The sequence below is a fragment of the Leptospira alexanderi serovar Manhao 3 str. L 60 genome, from assembly GCF_000243815.2.
Lineage (GTDB): Bacteria > Spirochaetota > Leptospiria > Leptospirales > Leptospiraceae > Leptospira > Leptospira alexanderi.
The window spans coordinates 45,519-57,500 of record NZ_AHMT02000034.1; the positions used below are offsets into that span (position 1 = coordinate 45,519).

At 43.2% G+C, this 11,982-nt stretch carries 7 protein-coding genes and 1 pseudogene (1 of these 8 cut by a window edge); all 8 read right to left on the minus strand.

The genetic code is table 11. From position 1 onward, the window contains the following. Nucleotides 1–3: 3 nt before the first annotated feature. Entirely contained in the window at nucleotides 4–1,368 is a 1,365-nt protein-coding gene (fliI, locus tag LEP1GSC062_RS11485) for a flagellar protein export ATPase FliI (RefSeq protein WP_010577897.1), read from the minus strand. Nucleotides 1,369–1,767: 399 nt separating this feature from the next. Next, on the minus strand, nucleotides 1,768–2,691 hold the full coding sequence (fliH, locus tag LEP1GSC062_RS11495) for a flagellar assembly protein FliH (protein ID WP_010577898.1): 924 nt from the start codon (nucleotides 2,689–2,691) through the stop codon (nucleotides 1,768–1,770). 3 nt (nucleotides 2,692–2,694) lie between these two features. Beyond that, nucleotides 2,695–3,663, minus strand: a complete 969-nt coding sequence (locus tag LEP1GSC062_RS11500) for a FliG C-terminal domain-containing protein (protein WP_010577899.1) — start codon at nucleotides 3,661–3,663, stop codon at nucleotides 2,695–2,697. Next, a complete protein-coding gene (gene fliF / locus LEP1GSC062_RS11505; protein ID WP_010577900.1) occupies nucleotides 3,663–5,363 on the minus strand; it encodes a flagellar basal-body MS-ring/collar protein FliF in 1,701 nt (566 codons plus the stop codon). The genes LEP1GSC062_RS11500 and fliF overlap by 1 nt, the downstream gene beginning before the upstream one ends. Before the next feature lie 936 nt (nucleotides 5,364–6,299). Further along, nucleotides 6,300–7,442 (minus strand): M23 family metallopeptidase, encoded by a 1,143-nt coding sequence (locus LEP1GSC062_RS11510; RefSeq protein ID WP_010577901.1) that lies wholly within the window; start codon nucleotides 7,440–7,442, stop codon nucleotides 6,300–6,302. Continuing rightward, nucleotides 7,435–8,432: pseudogene (locus tag LEP1GSC062_RS11520) on the minus strand (N-acetylneuraminate synthase family protein). Before LEP1GSC062_RS11520 ends, LEP1GSC062_RS11510 begins: the two are co-directional and overlap by 8 nt. A gap of 16 nt (nucleotides 8,433–8,448) precedes the next feature. Beyond that, a complete protein-coding gene (locus LEP1GSC062_RS11525) occupies nucleotides 8,449–10,404 on the minus strand; it encodes an LTA synthase family protein (RefSeq protein WP_020984342.1) in 1,956 nt (651 codons plus the stop codon). Nucleotides 10,405–10,423: 19 nt separating this feature from the next. Beyond that, on the minus strand, nucleotides 10,424–11,982 hold the 3' portion of the coding sequence (feoB, locus tag LEP1GSC062_RS11530; protein WP_020984304.1) for a ferrous iron transport protein B. It continues 556 nt past the right edge of the window; only the last 1,559 of its 2,115 coding nucleotides appear in the window; its start codon lies off the right edge, out of view — the gene reads right to left on this strand; the stop codon is at nucleotides 10,424–10,426.

The following is an 11,982-nucleotide window of genomic DNA, read 5'->3' on the forward strand; positions in this document are numbered from 1 at the left end:
GAATTAGAACTCCTCTTTTTCCTGCTCGTCTTCGAGTATCTCTTTCAATCCCTGCACCGCCTGAGAGTAGGTGCTTCGTTCCTGAATTTTCTGTTTCAGATAACGATCAATCTTATCTTTTTTACGAATTGCAAGATCAACTCTCGGATCGGAACCGGAAACATACGCGTTCAAACGAATCAATTCTTCCGCGGAGTTATAAACACTGATGAGTTCCCGAATCATCCCTGCTCTTAGGTTCTGATTTTCCGGAGCGATTCTTGCCATCACCCTCGAAAGGGAAGCGGGAATATCCACCGCGGGATAATGGTTTTTTTCCGCGAGTTTTCTGTTTAGGATGATATGTCCGTCTATATAACCTCGAACAGCGTCCGCGATCGGATCCTCCATTTCGTCCGCTTCGGTGAGAACAGTATAAAATCCCGTGATCGTTCCTCCGGATTTGGAGGTTCCGGAACGTTCTACAAGTTTTGCTAATTTAGAAAAAACGGATGAACTAAAACCTCTCGTGATCGGAGGTTCGTGGTTGGAAGCGGAGATTTCCCGATTGGCTTGAGCAAATCTAGTTAAGGAATCCATCATTAGGTTTACGTGTTTTCCTTGGTCTCGAAAGTATTCCGCGATGGAAGTGGCTAGCAAAGCGCAGTTAACCTGTTCCATTTTGGGGGCATCCGAGGTAGCGGCGAGAACAACGGATTTTTGAAGACCTTCTTTTCCGAGGTCGATCTCTATAAATTCGTTTACTTCTCGGCCCCTTTCTCCTACGAGAGCGATGACGTTTATGTCTGCGTTAGTATAACGCGCTATCATACCGAGGAGACTGGATTTACCAACACCGGAACCGGAAAAGATCCCGACACGTTGTCCCCTTCCTATGGTAAGGATCCCGTCGATTGCCCGAACCCCGGTCATGAGAATGTCCCGAATGATGGGGCGATCCAGAGGATTTGGAACATCGTTATCAGGTCCGCGTTCTTCTTTTGTGATGATATGACCTTTTTTATCGATCGGTCTTCCGACCCCGTTTAAAACTCTCCCAAGAAGTTCTTTACCGACGGGGATTGCGAGTTTTCTTCCGGACGAAAAAACGAATGCTTCTGGATAAATTCCTTCGATGGGACCGAGAGGCATAAGGGTATAAACGTGACCTTCAAAGCCTACAATCTCACACTGTAGATAACCTTCTTTCCCGCTTTTCTGAACGTCCATTAGTTCTCCGATTTTAGAATCGGGAGGTCCTTCCGAATAAATGACATTTCCAGAGACTCGAATTACTTTTCCGGATTTTCGGATCGTTTCGGTGCGATCCATGATCAGGAAGTATTTCGACATCACGTCTATTTTTTCGTGAAATTTCTTTTCAATCATAGAAAAACTCGGAATTATCTCTTGGTATCCTGAGTTTGTAGGAAAGTCAAGTATCTATGCGAAAATAAAAGAATTATGTCGTGTTGGGAAGTAATGAAGGATGTATTCGGCGCGCTTTTACTCTCAATGATAAGTTCAATCCGGAACAAGCCAATTTTGTGGGAACTCCCGTAAGGGAAAAATCCTCTGAATTTTCGGTGCAGAAACACTCTAAAAAAACAAGTTGCTCCACGTTTGCATCAAACTCCACTCCAAAGGAGAGGGGCTGGAAACGTTTTACTATGATTTGCAAAAATGATTCCAACAAAGAAAAAGAATCATTTCAAGCGCTACGGAAAAAGGAGGAACCAAACCTCAAAAAACAGGAGTTCAAAATAGCCATTCGTCGTTTACCACATTTTAAATCGGTTCCGCGTTTCGGATCGCTTCCTCGATTTCTTTGAGCTGAGTGGAAATTCTCGCGTCGATTGCACCCACGTCGGTTTCGATGATAACCCCGCCTCGATCCACACGAGAGTCTTCGTAGATATTGACTTTGCGGAGAGATTCCATAAGTTTGATGAGTTCGTCTTTGTGTGCGGTGGTAAGTTCTAAGTCCGCGAAGTTGACTCGAATGTCCACGCGATCTCTGTCCTTGATTCTCTTTAAAGCTTCTCTAATATTGTTGAGAACGATTTCCTTTCTTTCTATAATTTCGTCTTTGATCACCTTACGTGAAATGATGAGGATCATTTCCACCATCTGCTTTTCCGAAGCTTGGATGATTTCTTCTCGAATATCAATCGCCTTACCTACGATGGTTCCCAAACGGTCGATAAGACGCCTAACTTCTCCTTGGCCCTTTTTAAAACCGACTTCCCGTCCCGCGTCATAACCTTTTAAATAAGCCTCGTGTTCGATCTCCGCGACTTTCATCTCGGCTTCTTTGATCATCCTCTCGACTTCCATTTTGGCTCTGTCTAGAATCTGTTCCGCTTTCGCTTTGCCTGTGTCTTCTTCGAGTTTGACTTTTTCTTTGGAGTCTTGGATCATTTGGAAGGCGCGTTTACGTCCTTCTTCTTCGATCTCTTCGGATTTTCTTCTTGCGTCTTCGAGGAGTTTGCGAACCTGCTCCTCGTTTTCTTCTCGGTAACGGCTCAGTTCCGCTTCGATCTCTTCGATGGAAGGTCCCTGATACTGTTCGATAATGTTTCCTTCTTGATCTACCTCGAACTCTTCTGCGTCTTCGTCTCTGTGGAACTTTTTGTATTTATCAGGGATTGCTAATTCTACCTGATCTTTGATGTCCGCGATTTGTATGGGTTTAAAGACGAGTTTGGCCATGAGTTAAGTAGTTCTCCAAAATTTGATACTTCCTTCCTCGATCTCGTCCCGGAGTCTTTCTAAGATTCCGTTCTGAGCTGTCTCCATTTCGGCGAGGCTGATCGGACCCATGGAGTCGGATTCCAATCGGATGGAAGAGGAGAGAGCGGGTTCTAATTTTTCAAGAATTCGCGTCTGAACTTCCGTTTCCGTGCCTTTGAGAGCACACGCGAGGACAATCGGATGAAAGGAAGAAAAAAACCGATTTAACGGTTCTCTTTCTAAGTATAACAGATCTTCCATCCGAAAGAAGTGTTCCATTATATTTTCGGCAAAGCCGGGACGTTTCTCGCGGATTCGATCGAAGATTTTTTGAGAATCTCCGGGTCGTAATCTTCCCAAAAGATCGGCGGCCTTTTTCCCCATAGGATTGTTGATCGGGAGACTTTTTTCCTCAAGAGCCAATGCCTCGAGTTTGAACTTCAGAAATCTTTCCAAACGATTCTTCTCATATTCGCTGGAAAGGTCCAGATCGTGGATCTGTATAAGAATCTCTTCTTTCATCTTTTCGGGAAAGTCGTTTAACACCGCAGCCGCCGCATCCGGATTTCCGAAACATAAAATCAGAGCGATCATACTCGGTTTTTCTCCGGATACGATTCTTGAAATCTCTTCCGCGCTTTTTGTCTTTAGTTCTTGGAGAAGGTCCTTCTCTTCTTTTTCTTCTTTGAGAAGAGCTTCGAGTTCCCGAATGAGATTTAAACTTTCAGGATCGATACTTTCTTCTTTTCGAATTCTGGAGAGAGAATTTAAAAAAGAAGAGAGAATTTCTCTCTCTTCTTTAGAGTCCGGTTTTCCGGTTTTGTGAAATGTTTCGAGAAGTTTCCCCGTCTCCTCCGGACCCAGATGACGGTAGACTTCCGGAGGGAGGTGTTCTCCCAGAATCCGAAGAAGACTTCCCGCTCTGTTTTGTCTGGAGGACAGTGGATTCATCAGCCCGCTTCCTCTTCAGAGAGCCATGTGCGGAGAAGTTGTGCGACTTCTTCCGGTTTTTCCCTTGCGAGATTGATTGCGTTTTCGAGAAGTTCTCTTCTGTATTTTTCGTCGAGAGAGAGTTCCACTTCCGCTCCGCCTTCGTCCATCACTCGAAGCGCCGCTTCTCTCATCATTTGTTGTTGAGCTGCGAGTTCTTCTTCTCTGAGTCTTCTTCTTCTTGCGATTTCTTTTTTGACCGCTCTGTAAACCAGGATGCTTACGATTAAAAGAAGGATGATGATTAAGGATGCGATGATCATCTGGCGGATCGCCTTTTGTTTGCGGAGTTCTTCGTCTTCCGCCGCAAATTGAGAGGATCTGTCTTTTGGAATCGTGATGACCGAAATCTGATCACCTCTTGCCTTATCGATTCCTACGGCGGACTCAAGGTTTTTACGAATTTGTCTGAGCTCGTCTTCGGAAACCGGAATGTATTTTCGATCGTAACCGGTTCCGTCCTCTTTCTCTTTTTTTTCCCACATTCCGTCGATTACAACGGAGAGATTTACTTTTTCCACTTTCCAAGGTTGTTTTTGAACTTCGGAAACTCTTCTGTTGAATTCGTAGTTATTGATGTTTTCGGACTTACTGTATTCCGATTTTTGATAGTCGGTATCCTTGTATCCGGGAGGAATATTCGGTTCGGTTCCCGCGGGACCGTCCGGTGTAAATCCTCTTCCTTTGAAGTCTTCTTTGGTTTCTTTGGAGGAAACTTTGAGAGAATATCCGTCCACAAGCTTTAATTCGGAATAAGGAGTGTTTGGGTTGTCTGGAATTGCGACTACGGGAGATACGGAATTGTCTTTATAGGATTCCTTATCCCAGTTCAAGTTATATTCAAAACGTGTAATATCGACTCTGTCTTCCCCTCCGAGTAGCCAGCGGAGTGTGTTTCTCATGTCGATCAAACGTTGGATCCTTTGTTCTTCGCCGATTCTTAATTTTTCCTGAACGATCCGAAGTTCCAGCCTTTCTTTTTCCAAGTCCTCTTCGAAGTCGCTGATGATTTTGCCATCTGCGTCGGCGACGCTGACGTTTTCGGGTTTTAATTTCGGAACGGCTCTCGAAACCAAGTTTACAATCCCTTTGACTTCTTTTCTGGAAAGGGATTCGACTCCTGGAATATAGTGGAGGATTACGGATGCTTTGACGGGAGATGAATTCGAGCTGAAGAGTTCGTCTTCGGGGAAGGCTATGTTTACGTATGCCTTGTCCACGGAGCGGAGAGTCATCAGGGATTGTTCTATGGCTCCCTTTAGGGCTCTGTATTTTTTGATATCCTTGTCGAACTGGGTTTCGGTGAACTTATCCACATTGAAAAGTTCCCAACCCTGAACTCCCGAAGGAATTAAATTTTCCTGAGCAAGTTTCGTTACGATTTCTTGTCTTTGCTCCGGATCGACTGTAATCACGCTCGTATCCGAACTTCCGTATTGATAGCCGAGAGAGTCCAGTTTTTTGGTTACTTCGGCAAAGTCTTTGCTCGTTAAGTCTTTAAACAGAACTACTCGGTTTTTTTGAAGGGAGATTGTGGAAAGAATTCCAATCGCAACCAGAACGGTTAACGCCACTCCTCCGAGTATAAGTTTTTTAGTCGTATCCAGGGTCGTAAAAAATTCCCGGATGTTGTTTAAGATTTTTTGCACCTGCTCAGGCATAACGGATCTCCACCGAATTTACAATACGGGACATAATCAAATATCGGAAAGAAAGTACAATCTCTTTTCCGATTTTTTTAGAAAGTTTTCTTTTGGTATACAAATGTTAAGTTCGTTGAAAGGGGTCTATTCGCCATTTTGAATGTGTTTTGGAAGTGCTTTTTGTGTACTGAACTTTTGTGTGGTGGTTTTGTCTTACGGATGCGGAAATACAGTGAATTTGAAATAGGAAAGATTGGAAGTCGACTCTTCCGCTCATTTCCGGATAAGAGAACTCGTATTCAAAACGACAAGAGTGTTGTTTTCGAAAAAACCTCGGAAATATCAGGTTTTAATTCGGTTCATACTAACCATTACTCTTGATGCGGATATGTAAAGGACGTTAAAGATTAGCATAATGAAGGGAAACTCCAATTCTTCCGCTCCGGCTACGTCGTAAAAAAACGATTGGACTGGTAAATCTTATATCCGGTCTCATTTTCGTGAATTATAAATTCATAATATGTGTAGTGATCGTTTGACAATTGAGGCGCTCCTGCTCCAATTGGAACGAAAACAAAATTTCTCCGAGAAAGGAACAGCCCAGGCTTGTTTCGCGAAAAGGCCTTCGGCACAACTTTTTCTTACGAAAAAAGTTGTATGGCTATCGCCTTCGATTGTCTCTAACGAAACAACTGTTTCACATCCTTAGCGAAAATGTTAAGTGCAGCGGAATAATTGTATTCTATATTTTGAATGTGTTTACAAAAACGCTGCTCGTATTGAATTTTTGTGTAGTGGGACGTGCGCGATTTTCGTTCAATATACATTATGCGCTATCGAATGTTTGTTGTTTGCGGAAAATTTGTGGGAATATTTTGCGATCGATCGAAATCGAATTGATCCTAGATTGATTCAAGAATCGATTCTTAGGGAACCGCGAGATCATCATATACATCAATCCACTCCATTGCGTCTAAAAAAGAACTGCAATAACTTACGAACTTGAGCGGGAGGAAGTCCGTTCCCGAGGAATTCCCCGTCCACCCAAATTTCAAAATGAAGATGGGTGTTGTCGGTTAACCCTTTTGCTTCTTCGATGAGTCCCGAATTGCCTACGGTACCGATCGATTCTCCTTGTTTGACTTTTGCGCCTACTTTTAGATTTTTTCGAATTGAAGAAAGATGATTGAAACTCGACATTACGCCATGTCCGTGATCGATCCAAACCTGTCTCCCTCCGAAATCCTTTTCGACGTAAGTAACCGTTCCTTTTTGGGATTGGGACGTGTGATATTCGTAGTCGGAGAGAGTCATGGGAAAATACGAATGATCCGCGCGAACCACAACTCCGTCCGCCGGAGCGATCGCTTCGTCTTGGAAATTTAGATTTCGGATTCGACCGTCTAGTTCTCTTTTTTTGTATATATCAATTCCTTTATGAACTCCGTTTCGATAGATACGGGGAGCGTTCGGAAGTTGAAAGTCGAAACTCGGAATCAATCCGTCTGGAACGGGAAAGGTATAACCGCGAAGTCTGGGTTCGATTCCGTTTAATAGCTTTTGATTCAGGAAAAGTTTGAGATCGCTGATCACTACGCCGTGATCCGTCGTATCGGGGAAATAAATTCTCAAAACCGAAGCGTCCAAGTTTTCAAGTTTGTGGAAATTATGCAGTTCCACATTCTGATTTACGAATATGGTTCTCCAGTCGTCTCGGATCAACACCTGAACTTCGTATTTTTTTGCCGCTCTTTTTTTTCTAAAAAGAGGGACGGTAATTTCCAGACCGTTGATGAGTCTTTTGGACCCAAAATCGACGATGATCCATTCCGAACCGGAACGATTGGTAGAATACCAGTGTGTGTTCGAATCGGAATCGAATAAGTTAAACCCGCCATATTCGGATGAAAAAGAGGAAGATACCGAATAACTGAAGGGTGTCGTAGTCCATCTGCCGAAATCGATAAAGTCCGTTTCGGAACCTAAATTTCCATACGCCGCGGGAGAGGCGTTTCCGGAAGTGGAAATGAGAAAAAACAGGAATCCGATCTTGACGATCGGATTTGTAATATTCAAAAAATGGAATGAATCAAACATGAAATGGTTTGCCCGGTTCCGATTCGAGTCCATTTGCTTTTTCGATTTCCCAGGAATCTAAATACGTTCCGGCTTTTTGAGTGAGATCCGGTCGGAGAGCGATCGGCGAACCTTTTGAATCTGCATACAACGATCTTCTGCCGAAAAACCTTCCGCTTATTTCTTCCGGCCAAGGTTTTTTTCTCCATTTCCCTTCATCTTCCAAGCGGTAAGAACGTTTTCACAAACCGTTTTTAGTTCTTCCGGATTTGCAGAAATTCTGTGATCCGGTCCGTCCAAATTCCGATCCAGTGTGAAATGTTTTTCGATCATACAAGCTCCCAAGGAAACGGCGATCGAAGCGGCGATACTTCCGACAGTATGATCGGAAAAACCCACCGGAAACGGATAAAGGTTTTTGAATGTTTCTACTACTTTGAGGTTCGCTTTTTCCGGAGGTGTTGGATAAAGAGAAACGCAGTGTAAAAGACAGAGTTTGTCCGTTCCTTCTTTTTCTAAGAATGAAATTGCCCGATTCACTTCGAAAAAATCCGCGGCACCCGAGGAAAGAATCACCGGAAGTTTCGATTTTGCGGCTTCTAAAAGAAGGGTTTTGTTGGTAACGTCTCCGCTTGCAATCTTAATCGCGGGAACCTTAAGACTTAAAAGAAGATGCAAAGAACTGACGCAAAGAGGGGTGGAAAAAAAGACAAGACCTTCTTCCTCTGCGGTTTTTTGAAATTTCCTATGCATTGTTTCGGATAATTCATATTTTTTGAATATATCCGCGAGGATTTTGGCGTCCGGATTGCGGATGTCTACGAACTCTTCCGTAACGTAGGATTGGAATTTTACGACTTGTGCCCCGGCTTTTTTTGCGGCGCTGATCGTTTTTTTGCCGATCTCTTCGTCGTTATTATGATTCAACCCGATTTCTGCGACGACGATTGGAGGGGATTCTGTGCCTACGTATAGTTCGGATGCGATTGAAAATTTTTTTAGAAAGGTCATGTTTTACTTCGTATTTTTATTCTTTGGGTGGATATATAAGATTTCGGTTCATTAACTCATAACTTAAGTTCCAAAATGATTTCGCTTTTCGATGGTATGTCTCGCATTTTGTGGGATCGTTTTTACATTCTTCCGTTTCCCCAATTCTTGGAACGATCGAGAAGGAGGAATTGCGAACCTTGTCCGTAAAACTGTAAAAGATCCAGTTGTTTTCGATCCAACCGAAAAGATTTCCGAAAGCAAAATAAGCGACTCCGCCGGAAATTTGTTTGTCCAAAAGATTTCTTCCCATCGCCGAAAATTGAACTTTTTTACCGACGATTCCAAGGATGGTCGGAATGACGTCGAGTTGAGAGGAAATTCTCGGATCGATTCTGGAAGGGATCCTTCCCGGAGAATAGATTAGAAAGGGAACGTTTCTATCTTCGAAATAATCCAGATTCCTGTGGTGTGTATGATCTCCCACAAAGATAAAAACGGTATCTTTGAAGTAGGGAGCCTTTTTCGCTTTTTCCAAAAAGGAATAGATCGACTTATCCGCATAACGATATACGTTGAAATAATCCGCTTCCTCAAGTGAGGAAGAAAACGCCTCGTCTTCCTGGGAAGGAACCTGGTAGGGATAATGAGTGGTTAACGTCAAAGCCACCGCTAAAAACGGAGATTCTTGTTTGATTAGAATTTCGTGTAATTCGTTTAACAAATCTCCGTCGTAGTAGCCCCAAGAACCGGGTTTGTATTTTTGAAGTGTATCGAAGTATTCCTGACCGAGAATCGTATCAAAACCCCAGTGATCGAACAAGAAAAGCATATTGTCGAAGTTTACGTCCCCTCCGTGGACAAAGAGGGTTTTGTATCCGACGGATTTCAAAACCGTTCCTAAACCTCCGAAACGGCTCAAAACTTGAGGCGTTCTGACTACGGTCAAACCGGGACCATCGGGAATTCCGGTTAACGTGGATAAAAGTCCGTTGGTGGTCCTTCCTCCGCTTGCGAAAAAGGAAGAAAAGTAGGTTCCTTTTCGAATTAGGTCTTCGAAATGAGGCGCGATCCGTTTTCCTTCGGGAAGAATTTGTCCATTCGTATATGCGTATTTTCCGGTCCAGCTTTCCAAAAGAATCAAAACGATGTTAGGCGGTTTGCCTGGGTTCGTTTCTTCGGTTTCTCGGAGCAAAGGATATTCTTCGGAAACGAATTTTGCTCCCGGATATTCGATTTCTTTTCTAACGGAATCGATCGCATCGGGATAGGGCAATTTCAAGTTGTGAGGAATCGATTGGTACTTGATATCCATAATGGAAGTAAAAATTCCATTTAAAACAAGTTGGTTTACGATATGAGTTTCTGAGATCATAGCGTCGCTAGGTCTGAGAGGTCTGGATTGAATTCCGCCTCGAACGAGCAAGAATAGAACCGGAGGAAGGATCAGTAGTTGTAGGAGTTCGGATCTTTTTTGCGCGGAGTGAAAAGTATATGTTTTTTTTTGAATGTATTTATAAATTGTAAAAGGGAATAATGTTCCGATCGCTGAGCAGGATACGATTGCTAAAATCGTATGCCCTACAAAGAACGATTTGAAGATGATCCAAAATTCCGAGCCTAAAAAGACAAAACCTTCGTAACCGAGATGTTTGTTAGTTTCGCCGAAATAAAGAGTGTCTCCGATTAGAAACGCAGACGCGTAAAAGAACAAAAAGATAGGAATAATTCCCCAAAGGAGCGTATAGGCCCTAAAACGATTCAATGGATATATGGCCGAAAGAATCCAAGGCGGTCCGAGAAGGATCGCGCAGACACAAATGTCGAAACGAATCCCGACTAAAAACGCAAGCATGATTTCAGGAACGGAAGCGGCCGAAAATTTGGAAGAGAATACGATACACCAACAGAGTCGATAGAGGAAAAATAAGATCAAAAACCCGACCGTAAAGCCCGAAAAGATTTTGAGATTAGAAGGGATTCTTCTTAACATTTGAAATTCGGGACAATGATCAGGAAAATAGACTCCAAATCTGAAAGACGGAAAAAGAGGCAGAATATGCTAAAATTGTCATATACGTAAAAAGAAACGAAGGCCAGAAGAAGGAGTTCGTTTCCTTTTTGACCACGGCGATAGTGGACATACACTGACAGGCGAACGCGAAAAACAAAAGTAAACTGACCGAATTCTTAAGGCCCCATACTGCTTTTCCATCTTCGTCCTTATCTTTGCGAATCGCCTCTTTGAGATCATCGTCAGATTCTTCTCCTCCGACTCCGTAGATGATGGAAAGAGTCGAAACCATAATCTCTCTTGCGGCAAAAGAAGTGATGATTCCGATTCCCATTTTCCAGTCGAACCCGATTGGTTTTAGAACCGGTTCCATGAATTTTCCGGCCGAGCCCGCATAGGATTCTCTGATTTGGATTTTTTTGAGTTCCGCATCGCCTGCATTCGGATAAAGAGAAGAGTCGATTCTCGGATAGTTTGCCAAAAACCAAAGTAGGATCGAAATAAACAGGATGATTTGACCCGCAGTGGATAAAAACGCTTTCAATTTTTTGAATACTGTGAGCGCCAGGCTTTTGATCGAAGGAGTGTTGTAAGCCGGAAGTTCCATCAAAAAATAGGAGGAATCCGATTTGAAAAACGTCTTTTTGAAAACGAGAGCTGCGAGCATGGATGAGATCATTCCCAAGAGAAAAAGTCCAAGCATCGTAAGAGCTTGGATATTGAAAATTCCCCAGAGGTTACCCGCTGGAAAGATCGCACCGATGACCAGGATATATACCGGATAACGTGCAGAACAAGTGATCAGCGGAGCCACAAGGATCGTAGTGATCCGATCCGATTTGTTTTCGATCGTTCTTGCTCCCATGATCGCCGGAACCGCACAAGCCGCGGAGGACAATAATGGAATGAACGATTTACCCGAAAGACCGAACTTCCCCATAAAACGATCCATTACAAAAGAAGCCCTTGCAATATAGCCGGTCTCTTCCAAAATTCCAATGAACAAAAACAAAAGACTGATCTGAGGAATGAACACAAGAACCGCTCCCACTCCTCCGATGATTCCTTCTTGAATCAAAGAGCGAAGCGGACCTTCGTCTAAAAATCTTCCGACAAAACTTCCGACACTTTGAACCGTTAATTCGATCCAATTCATTGGGATTTCCGACCAGGTGAAAAGTGCCTGAAAGACCAAAGCCATGATTCCTAAAAACGAAACAACTCCCCAAAAAGGATGGAGGAGGATTTTATCCGCTTTGGAAAGAATTCTTTCGTTGGGAATTGGATTACCAACGATCGCGTTTCCTAAAACTTTTTTGATATAGATGGACTTTTGAGTCAGTTCTTCGAGATAGGTGAAACGTTTTCCGAAACGGTCAAATTCTTCCCGAATGAATTTCCTGGAGCCTTGGGGAAAAAGAGAAAGACCGGGAAGACCTTTTTGCAAAACCTCTCCGGAAAGTTCCTTGAAAGAATTGATCAAAACGAACTTTAAAGAATCGGAATGTTCGGAAGAAAAGGATTTCAAAAGTCCGTTTAAAAATTTTTCCCTTTCGG

What these genes read in the sequence shown, in the direction of transcription:
- fliI (WP_010577897.1), bottom strand. Translation starts at nt 1,368, where the DNA reads ATGATTGAAAAGAAATTTCACGAAAAAATAGACGTGATGTCGAAATAC.
- fliH (WP_010577898.1), bottom strand. Translation starts at nt 2,691, where the DNA reads ATGGCCAAACTCGTCTTTAAACCCATACAAATCGCGGACATCAAAGAT.
- LEP1GSC062_RS11500 (WP_010577899.1), bottom strand. Translation starts at nt 3,663, where the DNA reads ATGAATCCACTGTCCTCCAGACAAAACAGAGCGGGAAGTCTTCTTCGG.
- fliF (WP_010577900.1), bottom strand. Translation starts at nt 5,363, where the DNA reads ATGCCTGAGCAGGTGCAAAAAATCTTAAACAACATCCGGGAATTTTTT.
- LEP1GSC062_RS11510 (WP_010577901.1), bottom strand. Translation starts at nt 7,442, where the DNA reads ATGTTTGATTCATTCCATTTTTTGAATATTACAAATCCGATCGTCAAG.
- LEP1GSC062_RS11525 (WP_020984342.1), bottom strand. Translation starts at nt 10,404, where the DNA reads ATGTTAAGAAGAATCCCTTCTAATCTCAAAATCTTTTCGGGCTTTACG.